Source organism: Candidatus Paceibacterota bacterium (assembly GCA_036517255.1).
Taxonomy (GTDB): Bacteria; Patescibacteriota; Minisyncoccia; order Phycocordibacterales; family WO2-35-19; genus DATDXE01.
This window is the reverse complement of sequence record DATDXE010000015.1, coordinates 1-23,802: the sequence shown is the minus strand read 5'-3', so window position 1 is coordinate 23,802 and position 23,802 is coordinate 1. Positions and strand designations below refer to the sequence as shown.

24 protein-coding genes are annotated in these 23,802 nt (G+C 38.2%); 19 read left to right on the top strand and 5 right to left on the bottom strand.

What is annotated here, in order from left to right:
- Nucleotides 1-34: 34 nt before the first annotated feature.
- The 3 genes from VJH67_02815 to VJH67_02805 form a co-directional block, all read right to left on the bottom strand.
- Nucleotides 35-355: a hypothetical protein gene (locus tag VJH67_02815; protein ID HEY4516094.1), complete on the bottom strand. Its 321-nt coding sequence runs from the start codon at nt 353-355 to the stop codon at nt 35-37.
- Nucleotides 356-436: 81 nt separating this feature from the next.
- On the bottom strand, nt 437-715 hold the full coding sequence (locus tag VJH67_02810; protein HEY4516093.1) for a type II toxin-antitoxin system YafQ family toxin: 279 nt from the start codon (nt 713-715) through the stop codon (nt 437-439).
- Nucleotides 716-988 (bottom strand): type II toxin-antitoxin system RelB/DinJ family antitoxin, encoded by a 273-nt coding sequence (locus VJH67_02805; GenBank protein ID HEY4516092.1) that lies wholly within the window; start codon nt 986-988, stop codon nt 716-718.
- 118 nt (nt 989-1,106) lie between these two features.
- Between VJH67_02805 and VJH67_02800 the strand changes: the two genes are divergently transcribed.
- The 14 genes from VJH67_02800 to VJH67_02735 all read left to right on the top strand — a co-directional run bounded on the left by VJH67_02800 (nt 1,107) and on the right by VJH67_02735 (nt 14,922).
- The gene (locus VJH67_02800) at nt 1,107-2,147 is read left to right on the top strand and encodes an NAD(P)-dependent oxidoreductase (GenBank protein HEY4516091.1); all 1,041 of its coding nucleotides are present in this window, start codon (nt 1,107-1,109) and stop codon (nt 2,145-2,147) included.
- A gap of 69 nt (nt 2,148-2,216) precedes the next feature.
- The gene (locus VJH67_02795) at nt 2,217-3,482 is read left to right on the top strand and encodes a class I SAM-dependent methyltransferase (GenBank protein HEY4516090.1); all 1,266 of its coding nucleotides are present in this window, start codon (nt 2,217-2,219) and stop codon (nt 3,480-3,482) included.
- Nucleotides 3,483-4,538 (top strand): DegT/DnrJ/EryC1/StrS family aminotransferase, encoded by a 1,056-nt coding sequence (locus VJH67_02790; protein HEY4516089.1) that lies wholly within the window; start codon nt 3,483-3,485, stop codon nt 4,536-4,538.
- A 9-nt stretch (nt 4,539-4,547) separates the two neighbouring features.
- Nucleotides 4,548-5,111 carry a class I SAM-dependent methyltransferase gene (locus VJH67_02785; GenBank protein HEY4516088.1) on the top strand — a complete coding sequence of 188 codons (564 nt, stop codon included), beginning with the start codon at nt 4,548-4,550 and terminating at the stop codon, nt 5,109-5,111.
- The gene (locus VJH67_02780) at nt 5,108-5,953 is read left to right on the top strand and encodes a hypothetical protein (GenBank protein ID HEY4516087.1); all 846 of its coding nucleotides are present in this window, start codon (nt 5,108-5,110) and stop codon (nt 5,951-5,953) included. Before VJH67_02785 ends, VJH67_02780 begins: the two co-directional genes overlap by 4 nt.
- Nucleotides 5,928-7,091, top strand: a complete 1,164-nt coding sequence (locus VJH67_02775; GenBank protein ID HEY4516086.1) for a glycosyltransferase family 4 protein — start codon at nt 5,928-5,930, stop codon at nt 7,089-7,091. The genes VJH67_02780 and VJH67_02775 overlap by 26 nt, the downstream gene beginning before the upstream one ends.
- Nucleotides 7,088-7,702: a class I SAM-dependent methyltransferase gene (locus VJH67_02770; GenBank protein ID HEY4516085.1), complete on the top strand. Its 615-nt coding sequence runs from the start codon at nt 7,088-7,090 to the stop codon at nt 7,700-7,702. The genes VJH67_02775 and VJH67_02770 overlap by 4 nt, the downstream gene beginning before the upstream one ends.
- A gap of 9 nt (nt 7,703-7,711) precedes the next feature.
- Complete coding sequence (locus tag VJH67_02765; protein HEY4516084.1) at nt 7,712-8,392, top strand: methyltransferase domain-containing protein; 681 nt, start codon at nt 7,712-7,714, stop codon at nt 8,390-8,392.
- 18 nt (nt 8,393-8,410) lie between these two features.
- A complete protein-coding gene (locus VJH67_02760) occupies nt 8,411-9,133 on the top strand; it encodes a glycosyltransferase family 2 protein (GenBank protein ID HEY4516083.1) in 723 nt (240 codons plus the stop codon).
- Nucleotides 9,134-9,145: 12 nt separating this feature from the next.
- Nucleotides 9,146-10,867 carry a hypothetical protein gene (locus tag VJH67_02755; GenBank protein ID HEY4516082.1) on the top strand — a complete coding sequence of 574 codons (1,722 nt, stop codon included), beginning with the start codon at nt 9,146-9,148 and terminating at the stop codon, nt 10,865-10,867.
- A gap of 4 nt (nt 10,868-10,871) precedes the next feature.
- Entirely contained in the window at nt 10,872-11,585 is a 714-nt protein-coding gene (locus VJH67_02750) for a glycosyltransferase (protein HEY4516081.1), read from the top strand.
- Nucleotides 11,586-11,588: 3 nt separating this feature from the next.
- A complete protein-coding gene (locus VJH67_02745) occupies nt 11,589-12,293 on the top strand; it encodes a class I SAM-dependent methyltransferase (protein ID HEY4516080.1) in 705 nt (234 codons plus the stop codon).
- 20 nt (nt 12,294-12,313) lie between these two features.
- Nucleotides 12,314-13,858: a hypothetical protein gene (locus VJH67_02740; protein HEY4516079.1), complete on the top strand. Its 1,545-nt coding sequence runs from the start codon at nt 12,314-12,316 to the stop codon at nt 13,856-13,858.
- An 86-nt stretch (nt 13,859-13,944) separates the two neighbouring features.
- On the top strand, nt 13,945-14,922 hold the full coding sequence (locus VJH67_02735; protein HEY4516078.1) for a hypothetical protein: 978 nt from the start codon (nt 13,945-13,947) through the stop codon (nt 14,920-14,922).
- A gap of 11 nt (nt 14,923-14,933) precedes the next feature.
- Here the strand turns inward: VJH67_02735 and VJH67_02730 are convergent, their stop codons facing one another.
- Nucleotides 14,934-16,181, bottom strand: coding sequence for an oligosaccharide flippase family protein (locus VJH67_02730; protein ID HEY4516077.1), 1,248 nt, complete (start codon nt 16,179-16,181; stop codon nt 14,934-14,936).
- Between the two features lie 28 nt (nt 16,182-16,209).
- On the opposite strand from VJH67_02730, the gene VJH67_02725 reads away from it, so the two are divergent.
- Nucleotides 16,210-18,402, top strand: coding sequence for an O-antigen ligase family protein (locus tag VJH67_02725; protein ID HEY4516076.1), 2,193 nt, complete (start codon nt 16,210-16,212; stop codon nt 18,400-18,402).
- A 150-nt stretch (nt 18,403-18,552) separates the two neighbouring features.
- On the top strand, nt 18,553-20,637 hold the full coding sequence (ligA, locus tag VJH67_02720; protein ID HEY4516075.1) for an NAD-dependent DNA ligase LigA: 2,085 nt from the start codon (nt 18,553-18,555) through the stop codon (nt 20,635-20,637).
- 60 nt (nt 20,638-20,697) lie between these two features.
- Here the strand turns inward: ligA and VJH67_02715 are convergent, their stop codons facing one another.
- Nucleotides 20,698-21,051: a hypothetical protein gene (locus VJH67_02715; GenBank protein HEY4516074.1), complete on the bottom strand. Its 354-nt coding sequence runs from the start codon at nt 21,049-21,051 to the stop codon at nt 20,698-20,700.
- Between the two features lie 85 nt (nt 21,052-21,136).
- Between VJH67_02715 and gatC the strand changes: the two genes are divergently transcribed.
- Genes gatC through VJH67_02700 form a run of 3 tightly spaced genes read left to right on the top strand, consistent with a single transcriptional unit; the run spans nt 21,137 to nt 23,554 of the window.
- Nucleotides 21,137-21,421, top strand: a complete 285-nt coding sequence (gene gatC, locus VJH67_02710) for an Asp-tRNA(Asn)/Glu-tRNA(Gln) amidotransferase subunit GatC (protein ID HEY4516073.1) — start codon at nt 21,137-21,139, stop codon at nt 21,419-21,421.
- Between the two features lies 1 nt (nt 21,422).
- A complete protein-coding gene (gene gatA, locus VJH67_02705; GenBank protein ID HEY4516072.1) occupies nt 21,423-22,844 on the top strand; it encodes an Asp-tRNA(Asn)/Glu-tRNA(Gln) amidotransferase subunit GatA in 1,422 nt (473 codons plus the stop codon).
- A 26-nt stretch (nt 22,845-22,870) separates the two neighbouring features.
- On the top strand, nt 22,871-23,554 hold the full coding sequence (locus VJH67_02700; protein HEY4516071.1) for a hypothetical protein: 684 nt from the start codon (nt 22,871-22,873) through the stop codon (nt 23,552-23,554).
- Nucleotides 23,555-23,802 lie beyond the last annotated feature (248 nt).

Genomic DNA, 23,802 nt, shown 5'->3' with positions numbered 1-23,802 from the left:
AGACCGGTCCCGAAGGACCGGCCCGTGTTGAGTGTTATTCAGGAAGGGAGATGATCGTGGCTAGTCCGCCGGCGATTTTCAGAACCGGAAAGAATGTCCCCGGTTCCTCGATCGGTATGAAGCCGACTTGGTCATCTTTTTTCGTATAGGTCACCTTCCTCAGGTTTTCGGGGATTGGCACCCACATCTTACTGCTACCTACCCCAGGCTGTCTCACATCCAAACCATTGTGAAAATGAAGCTGGGTGCCGTATGACAGCTCCACATTTTCCCCGTCCAAGTGGACGTCGGTGATCCGCTCGCCGTTCCTTGGATTGTAGACGAACTTCACTACACTTCCAACACGCAATATCATTGGGCTACCTCCTTGGTTATTATAGCATACTTTATGTATAAAAGTCAAGCCCAGGCATTTACTTAATGAAATATGGCTCTACTACCCAAACAAATCAGAGTGACTGCCTAAGTTCAACAAAATTAATATTAGATTTTCTTTCTCAATTTTATAAAGAAGTAATAGATCTGGTTTGATATGACATTCCATTATTCCTCTGTACTTTCCTGTTAAATCATGGTTCCTGTATTTTTTGTCTAATTTTTCTCCTTTTTGAATAGTTTTAATTACAGATTCGACTTTTTCAATATTAAAATTCCCAGATCCAGAATATTTTTTGATAGCTTTTCTATATGCTTTTGTTCTAAATACACTAAGCATTTATTCACCCAAAATATCTCTATGTAACTCTTCTATACTTGTGTATCTTTTACTATTCTTCTTTGCTTCTTTCACTTGTCTGATCACCCATCTTTCTTGTTTTGGAGTCATCGTATAATGCATTTTGGGTTCGAAGGGGATAGAACGAGTGTTAATTACCTGATTAAGAAATATTTTTACTCCAGAAGAAATATCAAGGCCAAGTTTACTGAAAACATTCATAGCCTCTTTTTTTATTTTTTTATTAATCCTAATGCTTAAAGTGGAGTTCATTTGTTTTGTGTAAAATGCTAATGAACTCAAGTATATATGATGTAATTACATTGTCAATACAACAAACACCAGCGTATTTTATAGTTTTAATGGTATATTTATGTTACTATTATCTTGTATGAATATATTAGTAACTGGTGGGGCGGGGTATGTAGGATATAGCGCGGTCAAGATGCTCGCTAGGAAATATCCCCAATCGAAAATAATAATACACGACAACCTCTCCAAAAGTAAATTGGAGAATGTCACTCCTCTCCTAAATTTATTCCCCAATGTGGAGATGACTGCCTGGGAGAGTGCTGATATAAGGGATTATGAAAAATTTGAAAAAGTACTCGTTGAATATAAACCTGATGTGGTAATTCACTTAGCCGCGATAGTAGATGCCTTTTCCACTAACAGAGAAGGGAAAGATATAGAGTGTACTATAGTAAATCAAACTGCAGCAATTAAGATTGCGGAAGTTTGTAAAAAGCATGGGGTCAAAACTTTTATTTATCAATCAACAGTCAGTATGTATAGCAGAGGAGAAGATTTAAAAGAAGATGCTCCAAAAGAACCTCTCTCGACTTACGGCATATCGAAATACGAAGCGGAGAAGGCTATCCTCCAGCTTGATGACGAGAATTTTAATACTTGCGCTTTGCGCTCTGCGACTCTCGTAGGATATAACCCTGCCTTTCGCTACGAAACAATCATTAATATGCTCTGCATCCGATCTATTTATGGCATTACCACTACTCTTTTTGAAAGTGCTTTAAAAAATCCAAAAACATATTTAGCTCTCAATGATGAAGCGGCCGCGATTATTTTTGCCATGGAAAATATTAGTAAAATGAAAGGACAGGCTTACAACTTAACTTCTTTTAATACCAATCTTGAAGATGTAGTTGAAGAGATTGAAAAGAATGGGCTGAAAGCTCGGGTTAAAATAAATAAAGAAAACACAATTAATCAACAAGTCTATACTATCAATAGTGATAAAATCAAATCTATAGGCTTTTCCCCCAAAGTAAGTTTGGAAGAGGTAATCAAGGGCACTCTCACTGGCCTCCAAGAAAGAAAGAAAGAAAATGATGCTCACTTCTACCCCGAAGGCAGAGTATTAAATCGCCTGTTTCGACTGGTGTTGACTCCATTAAAATCCTTGATGAAATAGAATACTGAAAAAATTCTCTTTTCTTTTATATCTTGCCCTAAGCCTAAATTCCTGCTATAAATATTGGGCATGAAAAAGCCAAATCACGATGTTATCGTGGGTAAACTGGACCGTTGTCAGATCAGCGGGTCAAAAAATCTTTTTGAGGCAATCGATCTTGGTTTTCAGCCTAGTGCCGGAGCTTTGTTAACTGACGAAGGTCTTAATCAACCGGAAACTATGTATTCTCTGCGTCTCATGATATGTCCAGAATCAGGCCTGGGACAGCTCGACCATGTTGTTCATCCTAAACTTCTTTTCTCTACTACTAACTATGTATATCGAACTGGCATATCTAAGCCGCTCTGTGAGCATTTAAAGCTTCTCACTGAAGACATTACAAAAGACCTTAAATTAAAGAAAGGCTCTTTCTGTGTCGATGTAGGGTCGAACGATGGGACACTCCTTACTAATTTTCGCGAGCAAGGGATGAAAACATTAGGAATTGAGCCTACTAATATGGCGAAGACAGCTCGAAAGGAAAATAAAATTAATACAATTCAAGCTTTTTTTAATGAAGCAGTTGCTAAAGATGTGGTGAAAAAATATGGGCGAGCGGAAATTATTACATTTACCAATGTCTTTGCTCATGTTGCGAGCCTAGGTGGAGTAATGCGGGGACTGAAAGCTCTTCTTCATAAGGATGGCGCGGTCGTTACTGAGAGCCAGTATCTTCTCGATGTGTTTGAGGGTAATCAATTTGATCAGATATATCATGAACATGTTCGCATTTATAGCCTTAAATCTTTAGTAAAGCTCTTCCCATATTATGGAATGGAAGTTTTCGATGCTAGGAGAGTGAAGACTCGCGAAGGCAGCATCAAGGTTTATGCTGGATTTAAAGGCAAACACAAAATTAGCCCGAATGTGAAAAAACTACTTCAAGCTGAAGAAAAAGCAGGGTTATTTAACCCGAAAGCTTGGGCAAAATTTAGAGAAAAAGTAAATAAAAGCAAACATCAGTTTCTTGAACTGGCTATCAAGTCCAAAAAAGAAGGTAAGAAAATTGTGGCCGACTCCTGCCCGACGAGAGGGGTGGTAGTTGTAAATTATTTTGGTCTTGATAAAACGCTTTTGCCTTACATCGCTCAATTACCAGGAACTGAAAAAGTGGGGAAATACATGCCTGGGACGCATAATCCAATTGTGAGCAATGAAATCTTACTCAAAGAGCAGCCCGATTATGTGCTTATCCTCGCTTGGCATTTCGCGGACTATATTATAAAGAATTGGAAGGCAAAGGGTCTGAAATCAAAGTTCATAGTGCCTCTCCCAGAATTCAAAATTATTAAGTAGATGAGAAAAATAGGTCTGTTTAAATCATATATCTCACTCCGTTCCATTTGGAATGTTTGTATTTTACTCTTCAAATCTAATCATGGAGCATATATCGGTGAGGGGCCACAAGTGAAAGCTTTTGAAAAAGAGTTTGGAGAAAAGTTTGCAGATCAATTAAATTGTGAAAATATTGTTGCTCTCAATTCTGGCACTTCAGCTTTAGAGCTCGCTTACGAGCTTGCGGATATAGGAGAGGGGGATGAAGTCGTTACTCCAGTCATGACAGCTGTTGCTACCAATTTACCTCTCCTCCATCGTAAGGCGAAAATTGTTTTTGCTGATGTTGGAGATGATTTGAATATGAGTGTTGATGATGTCAGGAGTAAAATAACTTCTAAAACCAAAGCCATAGTTTTCGTACATTTTGGTGGTAACAATAGGGGACTCAAAGAACTAGTAGAACTTGCCAAAGAGAAGAATTTAATTTTAATAGAAGATGCGGCGCAGGCTGTAGGTTCCGATTTTTGGGGTAAGGCCGATTTTACCTGTGTTTCTTTGCAAGCTATAAAAACACTTACTTCAGGCGACGGAGGTTTTTTAGTTTGTAAGGATAAAAATTTGTGTGATAAAGCCAAGCGATTACGTTGGTTTGGTTATAATAGAGAGCTGAAACAAAAAATTGGCGATACTGATATTGTAGAAGCTGGTTATAAATACCATATGAGTGATATAACGGCCTCCATAGGTAGAGGTAATTTACAATCAATAGATAGAATAATTCATCATCGCAAAAAACTTGTAGAAGAGTATAGAAAAAATGGCATCCAGGCTCACATTTGGCTTGCCACAGTGTATTCAAAGAAAAGAGATGAGCTTATAAAGTTTCTAAAAGAAAATGGTGTAAGCTCTGGTACGCATCATTATAGGAATGATAAATATACTGTCTTTGGAGGCAAAGCTGATTTACCTAATATGGATAGGCTTGAGAATGAGTATCTTTTTCTACCGTTACATCATGGTGTGACAGTGGAAGATGTGAGAAAGATTTGTGGATTTGTAAGTTCTATGTTTTAATAAAATCAAATGCAATACAAAAATCCAGTTGACGTAAAATCCTCGTACAGAGAAAACGATATTGGGCACACTTTTTATGATTTGGTTTTGAAATACAAACCCAAAAAAATCGTCGAGTTCGGTGTCCTTTATGGTTATTCTTCTATAGCCATGGCCATGGCACTCGACGAGATCGGTGAAGGACATATTTATGCTAACGATCTTTTTGAAGATTACCCCTACAATCACTCGACGATCCCTGAAACACAAGCAAATATAGATCGCTACGGTCTTTCAAGTTATATTACTTTATCAAAAAAGGATTTTAAGGAGTGGTTGAAACAGCCGGAAGATTTTGACCTTCTTCATGTGGATGTATCAAACCATGGCGACACTATAGAAAGTTTGTACGAGGCAGTGAAAGATCGTGTTGATCTTGGCGCGATTGTCCTTTTTGAAGGAGGGGCGGGAGGAGAACGGAATGAAATCCCATGGATGGTAAAATATGGTTTTCCGAAAATAACTGATACAAAAGTGCCCTACGAAGTAATAGATGAAAAGTTCCCCTCATTGTCAATGATTAAAAAAGTATGAAAAGATTAGCGGTAGTTGCTAGTGGTTGGCATTTTCCTGTAACATTTTATGAACAAATAGCAGAGCAGAAAATTCCTGAAGGTTGGGAGGTAGATCTCTTTGTCATTTCTCACAGAGACCCCTCTTATTCAGAGAAAGAAAAAATAGAACTCCTCAAAAATTTAGGATTTAGTCGGCGAGAATTGTATGACCGCCTGATGTATCGAAAGGTCGCTACTGTGCCTGAAATCGAGGCTTTGGGTTGGAAATATGAACTTCATCCGAATACGATAGGTGATTTAGGGTGTTCAAATCAATGGCTTGAAAAGTATGATTATAAAAAATACGATAAATTTCTCTTTACTCACGACGACAATTTTATTTTGACAAATGAGGTATATATGGATATTTTGCCACAAAATGATTGGTTAATTATTACAAATACGACTGGCAATGCTCAAAGGCGACTCCGACAATGGCTTCATTTACCTAAAAAACTCTCACTGCGTGGGTCATTCGAATTTTATACTCGAGAAATGCTAGATTATATGGGTGGAAAATTTGATTTGTCTGAAACTAAAATGACGAGAGTGGGAGAGACTAGTAGTTTTGATTCTTTAGCAGACTTAAGTGAATGGAATTCTGTTATTTTTCCTTTACAGCGTCTTATTGATGAAAAAGGGCTCCAGCCAAGAATCAAAGGAATGTCTCCATATTATCGTATGAGTAAGTACTGCTTGGAAGGAGAGCGCGGATATATCCACAAAACAGAAAAATCAAATACCAAAGAAGAAGAGAAAGGTCTAGATGTGATCGAGGAGTATTATAAAAATGTAAATGCTAAAAATAAAATACATAACTAATGTAAGGATTCCTTCTCCCAGAGCTCAAGCTTATGCCATCATGAAAATGTGCGAGGAGTTCGGGCGAGCGAGCGCGGATGTGGAACTTATCATTCCAGAGCGAAAACATAGTGAGATAAGAGAAGACCCTTTCAAGTATTATAAAATAGAGGAAAAATTTAGGATAAATAGAGTAAAAAGCATTGATCTTTTAGGTCCGTTCTTTGTTTTTGGCAAGTTATTTTACTGGGTAGATATAATTTCTTTCTTATGTTCTCTTTTTTTTCGCAAAATCGTTGTCGAGGGATATATAGTATATACACGTGATTTTTTGATTCCCACTATTTTTTCTAGGAAAAATTTTGTTTGTTTGGAGTTACACGAAATACCCACTTCCAAATTCTTATTCAAATTTCTCATCAAAAAACCAAAGCTCTTTTTCGTATTAAACCAAAATATAAAAAATATTCTTATTGGTTTCGGGGTCCCGACAGAGAAAATTCATATTGCTCCAAGTGGGGTCGATCTGAATGAATTTAAAATTGCTTTAACTCAAGAGGAAGCGAGGACCAAACTCGGTTTACAACTAGACAAGAAGACCATTGTTTATACCGGGCACTTATATAAGTGGAAGGGAGTTGGCACTTTAGCAGAGGCGGCTAAAAAATTACCAGAATACACTTTTGTTTTTGTCGGTGGAGTTTCTCCACAGATTGACGAATTCAAAAAAAATTTTGGTAGTTATTCCAATATAGTGATTCACCCTTTCCAAGAAAGGAATATGATGCCTCTGTACAATGCAGCCGCTGATGTAGTAGTAATACCAAATTCTCAATATTCAAACATTTCTTCTTCTTACACTTCTCCGCTCAAATTGTTTGAATACATGGCAAGTAAGAAGCCGATTATTGTTTCTGACTTACCATCGATGCGAGAAGTGTTGAATGAAAAAAATTGTTTTTTTGCGGAAGCTGACAATCCAGAGTCTTTTGCTGAAGTTATAAAAAAAGTAATAGAGAATTCGGAATTAAGCGTAAAAGCGGTTGAAAAAGCTTTTCAAGACGTCCAAAAATACTCTTGGACTAAAAGAGCTCAGAATATTTTGCAAGAGATATCTAATATATCCCAGTCTACAAGACATGATATACTAGCCGAATGACCAAGTGGGACCTCTTTTTTAAAGAAAAAATCACCAAAATTTTTACCGAAAAAAAGACTATTCTTGATATTGGAGGTGGTTTGCGGATTGATCTAAAAAGGAACAATCGGTTTGATCCGGATAGAGCGTGGATCATTCCTTACTTAAAAAATGTCGATTATAAAATAATGGATTATGTCGCCAAATATAATCCTGATATTGTCGGCGATATTCATAAAATGCCTTTTGCTGATGTTTCCTTTGACGCTATTATTTGTGCCGCAGTGCTTGAGCACGTGGAAAATCCGATACAAGCTGCTATTGAAATAAAAAGAGTTTTGAAGCCTGGCGGCTATGCCTTCGTCTACGTGCCTTTTCTTTACTACTATCATATTGAAGAGGGTAACTACGGTGATTATTGGCGATTTACCAAAGATGCCATTAGGTTCATGTTTAAAGGTTTTCAAACAATAGAAATCGAGCCTCTTCGGGGGGCAGTGGAAACGTGGATCAAATTGTCGCCACTCTGTAAATATGATATTTTTCTGAAGTTGGCACGCTTGGTCGATAAGCTAACAGGTAAGTCCAAGAGTAATCAGGTCAGCGGTTACAATATTTTTTTGATCAAATAACTTTAAATTATGGAAAGCGACTCAATCAAAGCAATGTTCGATACAGTTAAAGGCTCGATAACTTTTGGTAATATTTTAAATCAGCATAATTTAAGGCAAAAGCAGGTTTTAGATATAGGTTGCGGTTTCGGGCAGTATCTGCGACATTTTGGCCCGGGTAGTATGGGTGTCACTTCTACTTCTGAGGAAGTTTCTTTTGGCTCTAGGAATCAGCTTAATATAATAAAAGGTAACGCTGAAGAAATAGTTAAACTAAATATAGAAACTAAATTTGATGTCGTTTGGGCCAATAATTTGTTTGAACATCTACTTTCGCCCCATGCTTTTTTAGTTAAATTAAAAACTCTGTCGAGCTCAAACACTAGTCTAATACTTGGAGTGCCGGTGATCCCGATGTTTTATTTTCTTACCCATCTTAAATTTTGGAGGGGAATGCTTGCTTCCAACCACATAAATTTTTTTAATTACCACAGTTTGAAATTAACTATCGAAAGAGCTGGCTGGAAGGTAAAATTTGCTCGGCCTTACATCTTCAAATCTCCTTTGCTAGATAGAATCATTGCTAGGCTTGCGCCGCATCTTTATTTTGTTTGCGAAAATAATGCTGAATACAAATATCCGGAGAAAAAGGTCAAAGAATGGGAAGGGGAAGCTTATTACAAGGATCTTTTGAAAATAAATAACAGTTAGCACACTCTTTTGAATTATATGGAACAAGCTTCTAAAAAAAATGAAAAGCTAAAGTCAGTATCATTTTTTTGTCCAGCTTATCATGATGAACTTAATCTACCAGAATTGATTCCACAAGTTTTTAATTTTTTAGAAAAAAATACGGAAAAATTTGAGATTGTGATAATAGAAGATTGTAGTCCAGACAGTACGGGACAAGTCGCAGACGACTTGGCGACAAAATTTCCTCATATCAGAGTTGTTCATCACAATAAAAATCAAGGAATCACAGCTACCATGAAAGAAGGATTTAATACTGCAAGATATGAATATGTTATGTATACAGATGGTGATAATCAATATAATATTTGGGATTTTGAGCCTTATTTAAATTTACTCAAGACAAACGATGTTATAGCCGGATACGCTATTAAAAAAGCAGTATCAAAGTTTCGTGTATTTCAATCTAATCTTCATAACTTTTTAATAAACATTTTATTTTTTGTTAATTTTAAAGACATTAATTGCTCCATGAAAATTTTTAAAAAAAGTGTTTTAGATTCGATAGATATATGCAGTAGTTCTAAAGGAGGTTTTATAGATGCTGAGCTAATTCTAAAAGCCAAAAAATTGGGGTATAAAATTGCACAGTTTCCGGTGGTCCATTATGAGAGGAGAAGCGGGATTGCAGGTGGTACAAAACCAAAAGTAGTTCTGAACACTATAAAGGACATGATAATGTTGAGGTTAAATTTACTCTAGCATTTTGTTTTTATGTCAATTTTAAATTGGGCAAAAGGGGTAATAAAAAATCATTGGTTTGTCATCATACCTGCCCTGATTGTGGGGCTTTTGATAGTTCTTCCAAGTGTAGTTTCTATAATGAGATTGGGGGATGATTTCAGTGGTATCTACCCTATGTTTAGTGGTGATGAATCATTTTATCTTGGTATTACAAAAGAAGTTTACGAAGGGAATGGGAGTTCCGGTAATGCTTTTATCAAAGAACATAAAGGCGATCTCCCCATACAGTCTCTACTTTTCGAGAATTTACCTGCCTGGGAAGCCAAGATACTAGGTCTCTCCGTTCCCGCAGCGGCTGTTCTGAACGATTTCCTGCTGCCATTTTTTGGCGTCATTATGCTTTATGCTCTCTTTTTCTCTCTCACAAAAAATAAAATCCTTTCCAATTCTTCTTCTTTTCTTTTTTACTTTATTTTTCTCTCTTCTTTCAACCGACCGATCAACCCGCAATTTAGTTTTGTATTTTTTGCTCTGGCAGTTTTCCTGGTTTGGAAGATAATTTCCCAGAGACATGAATTGAAAGTGTTAGTTTGGTTGAATCTTTTACTGGGCTTAGTATTTAGTCTCCTCGTTTACACCTATCCATTTTATTGGACGACCATCCTCGTTTTATATTTAGTAAGTTTGTTCATGATGGCTTTGAAAGAGAAGGAATGGGTCTATTGGATTAAAAACTGTGGAATTTTTGCTCTAATTTCAGTTATCTCACTGTTTCCTTACCTATTAAATATCTTAAAAGTAGCTAATAACCCCCATTTTAATGCTGCAACTTTGCGCACAGGCTTAGTACTCACGCATTACCCAGGAACTTTTTTAAATGTGACTCTTATTTTATTTACCCTTTTCATCTTATTTATTTTCCGCTCGGATATTAAGGAAAAAAGAGAACTTCTTTTTTGTTATGCATTAATTTCTACTGGAGTAATTACAAATTGGCAGAATGTTATAACTGGTAGGGTGTTACAATTTTCCTCCCATTATTACCCCATAATCATTTTTCTCACATTTTTAATTTTGGCTATAATTTTGAAATATAATTATAAAAAACTAGCAGCTTCCTTACTAATTTCAGCTTTCCTCTTGGCTATCATATACAAACAGAGAGACGATTTTCTTCTCGCTTTCAGACATATCATAAATCCCGTTGACATTGCCAAAGAGCAAAAGCTTGCCCCTGTTTTTGCTTGGATTAATGAAAATACTCAGACAGAAGCAGTAATTTATGCTTTGGGAGAGAATATAGCCGAGCTGGTGCCCATTTACACACGGGGCAATAATTATTCAAATGGCTATGCCAGTATGTACCTCCTTTCCGATGAGGAGATGGAGAATAGATGGATCATTCAAAATTATTGGAGTGATATCGATGCTGAGTATGTGAAAAAATATAACAATATAGTTCTCGGCAATAAATTCCTGGACCCATATGGCAGTAAAGAAAGCCGCAGGAAAATTTTGGAACTTATAACTGGCCGCAAATACCCCGCAAATACTCTCATGCCGGAAGCAGATATAAAAAGAATTATGGATAAATTTTTAAAATTCAAAAACATAGGATTCGAGAAAACACTCAAGACATACCAGGTAGACTATGTTATTTTGGGTAAAAGTTTTGGGAAGGATTTGGATAAGTATGCTTTTTTGGTCAGAGCATTTGAAAATAGTGAGTTTATAATATTCAAAGTAGAATAATACTATGAAAATAACGATTGTTGTACCAGTTTATAATGAGGAGGCTATTATTGAGGAAACTTTAACAATCCTTTCGGAAGCTCTTTCTAAAATAGGAAATGAATTGGATTGGGAGATAGTAGTTGCCGACAATGCTTCTACTGATAAGACTGCAGAAAAAGTAAAAAATGCAGGTTTCTCAAAAGTAAAAGTTTTCTCTATAAAAGAGAAAGGCAAAGGGGTGGCTATACGAAGCGTGGCTATGGAGTCGGAGGCTAATTTTTTTGGGTTTATCGATGCTGATTTGTCGGCTGATCCAGAGGCTATATTTACGATGCTTGATGCTCTGAAAAAAGGGGAATGCGATATTGTTATCGGTTCGCGCTTGATGGATAAAACCCAAACCCATCGCAGTTTTCTGCGCACTCTTTCTTCTGAGGTGTTTAATTTTATTCAGAGGATAATTTTAGGTTTGGATATCCAAGATACTCAATGTGGTTTGAAAATAATGAATAGAAGAGGAATCGATATATTTAAAAAATGCAAAGAAAATTCTTGGTTTTTTGATATGGAATTTCTGGCTTTATCTAGCAAGAATGGCCTCAGAATATTGGAGGTACCTGTATTATGGGAAGAGTTCCGGTATAAAGATAGAAAAACAAAGTTGCATCTTGTTCGTGATGGATTTTCTGCTATTATTACAATGATTAGAATCAGGATACGTCTTAATAAAGAATAAACGATGAAAAAAGAGGCATACAAAGTACTCCATGACATGGAAGATTCTTGGTGGTATAGAGGCAGGGAAACTGTCGTGAGAAATGTTTTAGAAAAGTTTCTAAATGATAAAAAAGACGAACTAATACTTGATTGGGGATCTGGTTTTGGCGGTATGTTCAATATGTTGAGTCGATACGGTATTGTAAATGCATATGAACTAGACGGTGAAGCTAGAAATTTTTGCTTAAGTCGTGGATATAAGAAAGTTTTTAATACAGGTGAGGAAGCTTTATCTTCCAGTAAATTTTCCTTGATCTCTCTTTTTGATGTCGTAGAGCATGTGGAAGACGATAAAAACTTGGTTGCTTCTCTATATACTAATTTAGTAAAAGACGGTCGAGTCATCATCACAGTTCCGGCATACCAGTGGCTTTGGGGTGTCCATGACATCGAATACCATCATTTTCGTAGGTATACACGAAAAAGAATGCAAAAGCTTCTTAGTAACGCTGGATTTGAAATAGAATATTCGAGCTATTGGAATACTTTATTATTTATTCCAGCAGCCATAACCCGCATATTTGGTTTTAGCGGATCTAGTTCTTTCAATATGTCCCCTTGGCTTAACAGACTTTTTTATGGCGCTGTTTTTATCGAGTCACTTCTTATTCCTATTATTTCACTTCCGTTTGGTACGGGAATCGTCATTATTGCTCGTAAAAAATAATATATGGTTTCTATTCTCACATGAAAAATGTGCTTAAAAAACATCATTTAGCTTTTGTTTTGGCTATAGTGACTGGCTTTATCATGATTTTCCCACAGTTATTCTTCGTGAACTCACTCGGGACAGAGTATAAGGGGATACCAATGATGAAGTCTGATGGCGAAACCTATTATGTGACACGAATGCAGCAACTTTACAATGGTACTGGAGTCAGTAACCCATATTATTTTGAAGATAAAAACTTACCAAATATTTATTATACATTTTCAGAAAGCCTAATCGCGATTCCTGGTGTTGTATTAGGTATACCGGTCGATACCCTTAATCTAATTTATAAATTTTTATTTCCTGGTATTGTATTTTTACTTGTCTACTTTTTATTATATAGACTAACGAAAAATAAAATTTGGTCTCTGACGGGTGCATCACTCGTACTTTTGGGTAATACACTATTATCCATACCAGACATTTCCCACCTATTTAGATTGGATAAGACCGCTTATTCACAATTTTCTCTTTTTGCTCGCGCTGTAAATCCAGAGTTTTCTTCGATTGTCTTTTTTCCCTATGTTCATCTATTAGTGTCGGCTGTCCAGTCTCAGAAAAATAAGTGGTATATTTTCATGGCTTTATTATTCAGTGCATCTTTCTATTTTTATTTCTATAGTTGGACATTTATTCTAGCTGCAAATGTTTGTACGGCTATGACATTTTTTTTCATTAAACATCTTCGTCAGATATCCTGGAAGATACTTTTTGTGACATTTAGCAGCCTCGTTCTCGGCTCAAGGGCAATATTAGAAATTTTAGCAGTCAAAGCCAGCCCGTTTTTGAAGGATCTAGCTGGAATTTATGATGTTGCTTCTCACCGCCCAATAATAAGTATTGCTTGGGTTTTTGTATTGGTCGTATATATTTGGTATTTAAAACGAAAAAAAATATTAGTAAGTGAAGATTATCTGTTAATCGGTTTATTCATCGCCACATTGGTAGATGTAAATCAGCAGGTTATTACGGGCCTCTCAGTTCAAAGCGGTCACTATCATTGGTATTTTAATACTCCAATGTTTTTCATTATTTTGATGTACGTGTGTGCTAAATGGTCCGATGGTTTTCTTTCAAAAAATATATCGCGGGTATTCGGTACTTTTTTAATTTTACTTTCTATAACTTCCGCTTCATTTATTCAGTATTCTTCCTATCTGAACAACAAAGCAGAGGCAGTCAATGAACAAGATTTTGCACAGGTTTTTGATTGGCTCAATAAGAATACACCCAAGGGCTCAGTTGTTATGTCGAACCTTCCGATGTCTGAGTTGATGACAATATATACGTCTAATCGTGTATTAGAGTCATACTTTGGCGGCACCTATATTCTATCTACAGAACGCAGGGGCTATAATACAGAAGTGGCACTTCGAGACCTTCATCTAGGCAAAAAAGCGGCTTTTCGCCTAGATTACATCGTCTGGGATACTGAAACTGATCCGGATTGGAAAATTAATATCATTAAAAATATTAAAAAAGAAGCCAGTTTTGAAAATTTGCATGTGTATAGCCTCTAAAGTTATACACATCTTGACTATGAGCTCAATTTAGATGCCTTATAATAAGAATGTAGAAAAATTCGTTACTTTATAATTAAGAATTCATGATGAAGATAAATTTTAAATCAGTTACTCTTGTTAGTCTGTTTACTTTTTGTTTCTTGTTCGTAATTATTGGAAACAGGACAGCTCTAGCTGCGCCTGTAATAAGTGGTGCGGAAACAACGGCTAATGTGGAAGAAGTGAAAGCCACTAGGACCATTACAGTAACTTCTCTTCCGGCTAACGGAGTCACTCTCACTATCGGTCTTTGTGTTGTCACTTTTTCTGATGCTGGTGACGACACAGATGAAATTAACTGTAATAACAATGTGGCTGGGGTTTCTCGAGCTACGGCTACTGGCGGCGCGGGGACAGCTAGAAGTGCGGCTCAAATTGCAGCCGTTCTTAGGTCTTTGACCAATGTTTCTGACACTGGTCATGGTTCTCTTACTGTGGGTGGTTCATCTGCTACGGCTAGCTTCACTACTACTGATACAGAAGATACTGCCGAAGTCATCACGGCCTCTCTTTCGGCTGGTTCTGCCATTACTCTGACTACTGTCAACACTACTGGTGTCATCCCTGTGGCTAGGGTAGTCACCTTTACTCCTTCAGGTATTGCTGTGGATTATATTTACTCTATAACTATCGATTCGACTGCTTATACTTACACGCACAGAACAGGGACCCTCAAAACCATAGTGGAAGCGCTCAAAGGTGCTCTTGGTTCGTCCGCTTCTGTTACTTGTACTGAAGACGATATCATTATCACTTGTACCGCGGCTGTAGCTGGGACTACTTTCACTTTTGATACTTCGACTTCAGCTACTGCTGTGACTAATGGTACTAGTTCAAGTGGCGGTTCTTCTGGTGGTGGAGGGGGTGGGGGTGGTTCTAGGGTGGTGGCTCCCTCTGTCGCGCTTGCCTCTCTTACCCCTGCGGCCGCAAATGAACTTAGGATACAAAATATAAGACAGCAAATTAATTCACTATTAGAGTTGATCCGCAGGATTCAGTTCAGGATGAGTCGTATGCGCTAGTTTTTAGCTTATTATTCTGGCAACTTTCTCACAAGAAAGGTGGTTAGTCCAAGAGCAAATACTCTGGTAACGAATCGAGCTCCTACTGCTCCCCAAATGCCGAAGTAATATACTAGGGGAAATAATATAACTAAGTTTAGAACATTGCTGTATATGCTGTGTTGATAAAGTTCTTTCTGGGCTTTCTGGGCTTCGAGTATGGTATAGAGGAGTCCTGTCACTACCACTGGAATAACAGACAGGGCTAAAACTTGCGAGTAAGGAACGGAAGCTAAATATTTCGGGAAAAATATCTCAAAAAATGGAGAAGCTAGTAGGATGTAGACAAAAACGATCGAACTGACTGCTAGAAAAAGTATTTTCAATTTTTTCCGGATAGCTGCTTTTATCTCCTCCACATTTCTTTGCGCAAACTGGGGCATAGCTAAGGCGTTTACATTTTTAAATAAGCCCTTTATTTGATCTGCTGGGGCAATAGCCAGAGCATATACAGCGAGGTCTACTGCTCCGACATATTGAAATACCAAAATCTTATCTAGCTCCATTGCCACTAAGCTGAGTAGATGGACGATGCTTAGATTTTTGCCGAAAGATACCATATCAGTATCCCTACTATCGTTAGCCTTATATTTTTTGTAAGTGATGAACAAAAAAATAAGTGCGGGTATAGTTAGAGAAAGGAAGTAGACAGAAATAATAGTATAAACATTGTCTGTCAAAAACAGGGTGCCGACTATTGCTACGATATAGACGATTTTCCTAATGATGCCATAAATAGTTTGAATGCCGAAAAGTTTCTTGCCAGTTAGAAATGCATTGTAAACATCGAAGCTTTCTGAGAACGGCATAAAAAGGGATACCACACCAAACGAAATAGCTAGTGTCGAGTTACCCTGCAAGAAGTAGTACACTCCTATGGCGAGAGCCACAAGCGTGCCGATACAGCCCCACTTCATTTTTATTTTTACCCCGATAGGAAGGGCCCCTTCGTAACCTCTGGCGACTGACTGGGTGACAGCCGCGTCTACTCCGGTCAAAGTAGTGATGAGGATGAGGCTTCCTATGGAAATGATATATCGATAGATACCGTAAGTTTCTGGTGGTAATAAGTTGGCAAAAGCGATGGAGATGAGGAGAGCGGCTCCAGAGGCTACCGCTTGACCTACAGTAAGCCAAAACCCTCCCTCCGCGAGGTACACCATATCAGTCTTGGTATAGGATTCGCTCTTTCGGAGCAGGCTATAAAGCCATTTTTTCATTTTCTAAATATATGCTAATATTGTGGCCATGTCTATGAACAGAGTCTTGAAGAACCTTATTTACGCAGGCCTTTTTCTGGTTCCGTTTATTCCTTTCGTTGTTGCTGAATCACTTCTTTTTCCATTCATCACTGGTAAAGCCTTTCTCTATAGAGTTTTAGTAGAAATAGTGTTTGCTCTTTGGTTGTCTCTCGCGATCCGTAATCCTGAATATAGGCCACGCGCTTCTTGGGTGCTCAAATCTGTTGCAGTATTTATGCTTGTGGTTTTAGTAGCTGACATATTTGCCCTCGATTCTTACAAAGCCTTCTGGTCCAACTACGAGAGAATGGAAGGATTTATAGCTTTAGCTCACCACTTTGCTTTGTTCCTAGTTTTGATCTCGGTTTTTAAAACTAAAGAAATCTGGAATAAATTTTTTGCTGTAAATGTTGGCGCCAGTGCCATTATGGCCTTTTACTCCTTCCTTCAACTTGCGGGTAAAATTACTATCAATCAGGGTGGTTTTAGAGTCGATGGTACTTTCGGTAATTCTGCTTACCTCGGTATCTACATGGTGTTCAATATTTTCCTTGCTGCTATGCTTTTCTTTCAACCTCGATCGAAATCCCAGAAATATTTGATTGGCCTCACCGCTCTCGTCGATATAGTCGTTCTCTACTTTACTGCCACTAGAGGTGCAGTGTTGGGACTTTTGGGAGGGGCTTTTATCGCTTTCGTTTACATGGCCATTAAAGCGAATAGAGGGGAAGTCATAAGAAAAGCAGCTTTAGCTTTTGTCTCCGTTCTTGTCGTCGGTAGTGGTATTTTTTGGAGTGTTAGGAACACTTCTTTCGTGAAAGATAATATGGTGCTACAAAGATTTGGGAGCATTTCTTTCGATGAAATAAAGAATCAAGGTCGTTACTTTGTCTGGCCTATGGCCATCGAAGGTTTTAAAGAGAATCCTATTTTAGGTTGGGGTCAGGAAGGTTTCAGCTCCGTTTTTAATAAAAATTATGATCCGAGGATGTATGGTCAAGAGCCATGGTTTGACCGTACTCACAATATCATCCTGGATTGGACGGTGAACGCTGGAGCTCTAGGTATTATTTCCTATCTCCTCATGTTTGTTGCCCTACTCTATTCTTTGAGAAGATCAAGCGATGCTTCAAAAGAAGAGAAAGGCCTTTTATATGGTCTTCTATTTGCTTATCTCTTTTACAATTTGTTTATTTTTGATCAGATAGGTAGTTACATCATGTTCTTTACTATCCTCTCTTACGCGCACTATCTTTTTGTGAAATCACTGCCTTTAAATCAAGGTCTAACCACTAATATCTTTTGGGACAAATTGAATTCTGTTGGGATGAGGCCCATCAGCGATTCTTTAATTGTCATTTTGTCTATAGTCGCTTTGTATTTCGTAAACTACGTTCCGTGGCAACAAAACAAACAAATCATTGATGCTTTAAAAGTAAGCAACTCTCAAACAGTTGTCGATGCTAAAATTTTTACCAAACCTCTCCAGGATTATCATATGGGTACAGCCGAAGCTCTCGAGCATGTTCCTAATTCTGCACTAAATGCTATAAATAATGCACAGTCCAGCCCAGAGTTTCGACAAGAAGTTTTCGACGCGGTTGATGCTGCTTTTATGAACCATCTAGAAAGTTTTCCTTTTAGTGTTCGCCACAGGCTCTTCTATGCCATGTTCCTTTCTCGTTTCGGCCTTTACGACAAATCTATTCCAGAACTTGATGAGGCGATAAAATTTTCTCCAAGAAAGCAATCTTTATACATAGAAAGAGGTAGTGAGCTTCTGCAATCAGGTAAAACTGAAGAAGCTGTCGCCGATTTTAAGAAAGCCTATGAGCTAGAGACTTCTTATGATGAAGCAAGGTTCACCTATGCTCTTGGGGCCATCCTTGTTCGGGATACTATTCTTGCAGATGAGCTTTTGAAAAATTTTCCACACGACAAACTGGTAAACGATGATCGGTATGTCAGTGTTCTTTATCAGCTTGGTAAGTACAATGAAGCGGCCCTTGTTATAAGTGAAAGGATTGAAAAAAATCCTACCAATACCCAGAATTACCTCACTCTCGCTGGTATGTACCTGCAAGCAGGTAGGAGGCCAGAAGCTATATTAGAAATACAAAAAGTGATCGAAATCGACCCTACTTTTAAAGAAAAAGGCGAGTATTTTATCTCTGAAATAAGAGCTGGTCGTAACCCGTAATTTGCATAAAAATCTAAGTTATGCTAGATTGTATGTGTGAGTGCGGATTAACAATAGTTTCTCCGTACAAATGTCGCGAAGATACCCCGGAAACGGGGTGTTTTCGTACCTATAAAATAGACTTTGTATCTGTTATTATCATTCTAAATTATGGCAGTTTCTAGAGAAATAAAAGAGAGGGGAGAAAGCTTGCGTAAAATAATAGAGAAACATAACCACCTCTATTATGTTTTGGATAAGCCAGAAATAGAAGATTCAGCTTATGACTCTCTTTTGGAAGAATTACGTAGGCTGGAAGAGGAGTATCCTGCTCTAAGAACTAAAGATAGTCCGACAGAGAAAGTGGGGGGTAAACCAGTAGAACAGTTTAAAAAGATAGTTCATAAAGTTTCTCAATGGTCTTTCAACGACGCTTTCACTGAAGAAGATATGCGAGCCTTTGATGAAAGAGTGAAAAATTTCCTTGCCCGTCGAAGCTTGACTGAAAAGAAAAGCGAAGGAGGGTTTGCTAATATTGAATATACTTGTGAACTTAAAATAGATGGTTTGAAAATAGTACTCGAATACAAAAGAGGTATTCTGGTAACCGGAGCTACGAGGGGTGATGGTAAAGTGGGGGAGGACGTCACTTCCAATGTGCGTACTATAAAATCCGTACCTCTTACTTTAAAAGAGCCAGTTGATTTAATAGCTGAAGGAGAGATTTTTTTACCCAAAAGCCAGTTTGAGAGAATAAATAAATTACAGAAAAAACGAGAAGAGGATCTTTATGCTAATCCTCGCAATGTTGCCGCTGGTACTATGCGCCAACTTGATCCTAAAATGGTTGAGCAAAGAAAACTTTCCGCTTTTGTTTATGATATAGCCACTATTTTCCTAAGGGGAGACCTTAGGAAACAAGAACCTCAAACTCAAGAAGAGGAATTGGAACTTTTAGATGAACTTGGATTTAATATCAATAAAAATTTTAAAGTTTATAAAAATATAGAAGAGGTGATTGGTTATTGGAAAGAATGGGGTAAGAAAAAAGATAAACAAGATTATTTGATCGATGGGGTAGTGGTAAAGGTGAATCAAAAAAAATATCAGGAGGCCTTGGGCTATACTGGCAAGGCACCTCGTTTTGGTATCGCTTTCAAATTTGCTGCCGAGCAAGTGACAACAGTGGTGGAAGATATTGTTTTGCAAATTGGGAGGCAAGGTACCCTCACTCCAGTAGCTCATCTTCGGCCAGTTCTCGTCGCTGGCTCGACTGTTTCTCGAGCGACGCTTCACAATGAAGATGAAATAAAAAGGTTGGATGTGAGGATTGGGGACACAGTTATTTTACAAAAAGCGGGAGATGTTATCCCCGATATTGTTTCGGTGCTTACAGAATTGAGAACAGGTAAAGAAAGAGAATTTATTTGGCCTAAAAAAGTTGCTGAATGTGGAGATGGAGGAGAGATAGAGAGGATCCCAGGTGAAGCTGCTTGGCGTTGTAAAAATAAAAATTCTTATAGTCAAATTAAGCGACGATTTTATCATTTTGTGGGTAAGCATGCCTTCGATATTGATGGCATGGGTCCGAAAGTAATAGACGCTCTTTTTGAAGCAAAAATGATTTCTGAATATGCCGACGTTTTTACTTTAAAAAAGGGTGATCTGTTGACTTTAGAAAGATTTGCAGAAAAGTCAGTTGATAACCTGCTTCAAGCCATAGAAAAAGCTAAAAATGTCACTCTTGCTCGGCTTATCATCAGCCTTTCCATTCCACAAGTGGGAGAGGAAACAGCATATTTGCTGGCACAAGAATTTGGAAGTATTGAAAGATTAAAAGAAGTCCGCCCGGATGATACGTTCGGACAGGTAAAGATGGAAAGATTAGAAGAAATAGGTGGCATAGGGCCGATTGTGGCTAAAAGTATTGTTCAGTGGTTTGCTGATAAAGAGAATCAGAAGATTTTGGATAAATTACTGAAACAGATCACGATTCAGTCTGCAAACTCCAAACTACAGCCTACAAACTTGAAATTTTCTGACAAAACTTTTGTTTTGACTGGAACATTGAATGGGATGAGTAGAGATGAAGCAAAGGAGAAAGTAAGGGCGTTTGGCGGTTCTGTTTCTAGCTCGGTTTCGAAAGAGACTGACTTTGTTGTCGCTGGTGAAAATTCTGGAAGTAAATATGATAGGGCGATAGAACTAGGGGTCCCCATCTTGACTGAAATCGAGTTCGTCAAGCTTCTTAATTAAAAAAGAAAATCGGGGCCAGCATTCTGGCCCCGACTGGTCGTTGGTGTCTGGTTGCGCGACCTAATGTAGTGCTCGCGCGATGTGTGCTCCGTGTCCACTGTATCCAAAGCTCGACACTGCGTCCACCCCATTTTTGTCCGCCCGACGCTGAATCTTCTCGTTGTGCCGCCGAACTTCTTTGAAGCGATTCCTTTCCCTCAGATCCGCTTCTCGAGCTTTTACTACTAGCTCGAGATTTAGCTTGTAGGCCTGAGCGATGGCCGGCATCATTTCTTTCGTGGGGATGTCTTCTTCTTCCTCCCATCGTCCCAACACTGAACTTGGTATTGAACTTGTGATTCGGATCACTTTGAGGATGCTAGCTCTCGCTAGCTTTTCCTCTGTGCGTTGTTTTTTCAAGATTTCTCCGAGCATGTTTCATCTCCTGATGATCTTTCTACCACAAAGTCATAAAATAAGCAAATTTTTTCAAAGGGCCTTTCGATGATATTATTAAGCTATGATTTCAACTGAAGAAATTAAAAAATTGGCTGATTTGGCTAGAATTGAGGTGGGGGAAGCAGAGCTTGAACAGTTTAGGGCTGAAATAAACCCTATTATCGATTATGTCAGCCAAGTACAAGAGGTAGCGGGAGAAATAGGTCAGGAAATTATTCTTAGTTCGGTATTTAATGTGATGAGGGATGACCTTTTACCTACAAATTCTCTTAAACAGAATTCAGAACTGATTGCCGAATTTCCAGAGAGTGAAAATAATTATTTGAAAGTAAAAAAGATATTGTAAAATGGATTTTTCTAAACTGACAATAAAAAAAGCCAGAGAACTTCTTGATTCTAAAGAATTAAGCGTGAAAGATCTCGTGGATTTTTATTTAAAGAATCTCAAGGAGAAAAACGGAGAATTGAATGCCTATTTAGAAGTTTACGATGATATGTTTCTTCAGGCCGAACAAGCTCAGGAAATTATCAATGCAGGCAAGTCGACAGAACTCACCGGCATTCCTCTGGCTATTAAAGATAATATTTTAATTAAAAATAGAAAGGTGAGCGCCGCATCAAAGATGCTCGAAAACTATAAAGCTACTTACACTGCCACAGCCGTCCAGAAAATTATTGATCAGGGGGCAGTGTTTTTGGGCCGTACTAATATGGATGAATTTGCCATGGGCGGTTCGACTGAAAATTCCGCTTTTGGAGTGACTAAAAACCCTTACGATCATGGCAGGGTAGCTGGAGGGACTTCTGGTGGTTCGGCTGCGGCTATAGCGGCCGATATGGCTTTGGGAGCCTTAGGATCGGACACTGGAGGCTCTATTCGCCAACCATCTTCTTTTTGCGGAGTAGTCGGTTTGAAGCCGACGTATGGATCTGTCTCTCGTTATGGACTTATGGCCGCTGTTTCATCTTTTGATGTCATTGGTCCAATCGCAAAAAATACTTCTGATGCTGAAATTTTGTTTAATGTAATGAAAGGGCAGGATGATATGGATAGTACAAGCATTGATTCAGAAGGAAACCCCACTTCGCTAAAGCTTCGCGGGACTAAAGTCGGAGTGCCTTATCATCTTTTAGAACAAGAAGGAGTATCAGAAGAAGTGAAAAATAATTTCAATGAAAGTGTCAAAAAATTAGAAGATTTAGGTTTTGAGATTGTTGATGTAAATTTAAAAAACAGCAATTTTGCATTGCCGATTTACTACATTTTGAATTTTGCTGAAATTTCTTCCAATATGTCGCGTTATGATGGTATGCGTTACGGTTTGCAGAAAGAAGGTGAAGATTTACTCGATGTTTATAATAAGAGTAGGGGAGAAGGCCTAGGCCCAGAAGTCAGAAGGCGAATTATTCTGGGCACTTATGTACTTTCAGCCGGCTATTACGATTCATATTACGGTAAGGCGATGTATGCTCGTAAAATTTTACAACAGGAATTTGAAGAGGTATTTAAAAATGTCGACGCTATCCTTACTCCTACTTCTCCCACTCCAGCCTGGAAAATAGGGGAAAAGACTTCGCCTCTAGAAGAATATTTAGCCGATATTTTTACCGTCACCGCCAATATTGTCGGTTGTCCAGCGATATCTCTCCCGTCTGGTTTCTCAAAAGTAGATGGAAAAGATTTGCCTCTCGGCATACAATTAATGGCATCCCACGGTGATGAAAGCCTGCTTTTTCAGATAGGCAAAAAATTCTTGAATGAAAATTGAAAATTCTAAATTGAAAATTTTTATACATGGCTGAAGCTAAAAAATTTGATAAAAAACCAGCACCTCCTGCTCCGAAGCCAAGTGGTAATGTAGAAACTTTAATTGGACTTGTTTTTATTCTTGCTATCGCGGGTATGATAATCGAGCGTTTATATAGAGCTCTTACTACTGGTAACCTTTCTTTCTTTGGTTTTCCTTTGGGTGGGGTGGAAACAGGTTTCAGAAGTATTTTACCTACGCTCAGAGTCATTTCTTATGCACTATCAGCTGCTTTTGCTTTCGGTGCTATTGTCCTCTCCCAAATGAGGGGTACTATTTGGATAGCTCAGAAGAATAAGCTTTTTCCTGAAGGGGATTCAGTTCTAGCTCATGGCCAGGTAGAGGAAGTCAATCCTATGGCGGATAAATGGAAAAAAGTTTTAGAACATATTGAGTCGGAGCATCCTTCTGATTGGCGCTTGGCTATTATCGAAGCCGATATTATGCTTGCAGAACTTTTGGAAAAATTAAATCTTCCGGGCGAAACTATCGGTGACAAACTCAAATCGGTTGAGAAAAGCGACTTCAATACTCTCGACTTTGCTTGGGAGGCTCACAAAGTACGTAACAAATTGGCTCACGAAGGCTCCGAATTCCTCCTCAATCAACGCGAAGCCCGCCGTGTCATCGATCTCTACGACCAAGTTTTCAAGGAATTTTATATGACCTAATTTGTCTGTATTGACAGTATTATTCGTGTTACCCTCTACGACCAAATCCGCACCTTTTTTCAAAACCAATAGCGCACGCTCCGCGCGCGTGGTGGCTTGGTATGTTCTCTTACGCTCGGATCGCCACTTAACTCTAAAATGAATTCCGCTCACGGCTCGCAGAGCCTCGCCGTTCTGCCCCTCGCCCTCACCCGCAAATGCAATCATTCTTCTTTTTTGGCGGGGGGTGTTTTTAGAAATGGTATGAA

Excerpts from the sequence above, each read along its gene's own strand:
- VJH67_02780 (HEY4516087.1), top strand. The coding sequence starts at position 5,108 with ATGAAAAGATTAGCGGTAGTTGCTAGTGGTTGGCATTTTCCTGTAACA.
- VJH67_02730 (HEY4516077.1), bottom strand. The coding sequence starts at position 16,181 with ATGAAAAAATGGCTTTATAGCCTGCTCCGAAAGAGCGAATCCTATACC.
- VJH67_02785 (HEY4516088.1), top strand. The coding sequence starts at position 4,548 with ATGCAATACAAAAATCCAGTTGACGTAAAATCCTCGTACAGAGAAAAC.
- VJH67_02700 (HEY4516071.1), top strand. The coding sequence starts at position 22,871 with ATGGCTGAAGCTAAAAAATTTGATAAAAAACCAGCACCTCCTGCTCCG.
- VJH67_02750 (HEY4516081.1), top strand. The coding sequence starts at position 10,872 with ATGAAAATAACGATTGTTGTACCAGTTTATAATGAGGAGGCTATTATT.
- VJH67_02765 (HEY4516084.1), top strand. The coding sequence starts at position 7,712 with ATGGAAAGCGACTCAATCAAAGCAATGTTCGATACAGTTAAAGGCTCG.
- VJH67_02745 (HEY4516080.1), top strand. The coding sequence starts at position 11,589 with ATGAAAAAAGAGGCATACAAAGTACTCCATGACATGGAAGATTCTTGG.
- gatA (HEY4516072.1), top strand. The coding sequence starts at position 21,423 with ATGGATTTTTCTAAACTGACAATAAAAAAAGCCAGAGAACTTCTTGAT.
- VJH67_02810 (HEY4516093.1), bottom strand. The coding sequence starts at position 715 with ATGCTTAGTGTATTTAGAACAAAAGCATATAGAAAAGCTATCAAAAAA.
- VJH67_02735 (HEY4516078.1), top strand. The coding sequence starts at position 13,945 with ATGATGAAGATAAATTTTAAATCAGTTACTCTTGTTAGTCTGTTTACT.
- VJH67_02760 (HEY4516083.1), top strand. The coding sequence starts at position 8,411 with ATGGAACAAGCTTCTAAAAAAAATGAAAAGCTAAAGTCAGTATCATTT.
- VJH67_02770 (HEY4516085.1), top strand. The coding sequence starts at position 7,088 with ATGACCAAGTGGGACCTCTTTTTTAAAGAAAAAATCACCAAAATTTTT.
- ligA (HEY4516075.1), top strand. The coding sequence starts at position 18,553 with ATGGCAGTTTCTAGAGAAATAAAAGAGAGGGGAGAAAGCTTGCGTAAA.
- VJH67_02800 (HEY4516091.1), top strand. The coding sequence starts at position 1,107 with ATGAATATATTAGTAACTGGTGGGGCGGGGTATGTAGGATATAGCGCG.
- VJH67_02815 (HEY4516094.1), bottom strand. The coding sequence starts at position 355 with ATGATATTGCGTGTTGGAAGTGTAGTGAAGTTCGTCTACAATCCAAGG.
- VJH67_02790 (HEY4516089.1), top strand. The coding sequence starts at position 3,483 with ATGAGAAAAATAGGTCTGTTTAAATCATATATCTCACTCCGTTCCATT.
- VJH67_02755 (HEY4516082.1), top strand. The coding sequence starts at position 9,146 with ATGTCAATTTTAAATTGGGCAAAAGGGGTAATAAAAAATCATTGGTTT.
- VJH67_02715 (HEY4516074.1), bottom strand. The coding sequence starts at position 21,051 with ATGCTCGGAGAAATCTTGAAAAAACAACGCACAGAGGAAAAGCTAGCG.
- VJH67_02740 (HEY4516079.1), top strand. The coding sequence starts at position 12,314 with ATGAAAAATGTGCTTAAAAAACATCATTTAGCTTTTGTTTTGGCTATA.
- VJH67_02775 (HEY4516086.1), top strand. The coding sequence starts at position 5,928 with ATGCTAAAAATAAAATACATAACTAATGTAAGGATTCCTTCTCCCAGA.
- VJH67_02795 (HEY4516090.1), top strand. The coding sequence starts at position 2,217 with ATGAAAAAGCCAAATCACGATGTTATCGTGGGTAAACTGGACCGTTGT.
- VJH67_02725 (HEY4516076.1), top strand. The coding sequence starts at position 16,210 with ATGTCTATGAACAGAGTCTTGAAGAACCTTATTTACGCAGGCCTTTTT.
- gatC (HEY4516073.1), top strand. The coding sequence starts at position 21,137 with ATGATTTCAACTGAAGAAATTAAAAAATTGGCTGATTTGGCTAGAATT.
- VJH67_02805 (HEY4516092.1), bottom strand. The coding sequence starts at position 988 with ATGAACTCCACTTTAAGCATTAGGATTAATAAAAAAATAAAAAAAGAG.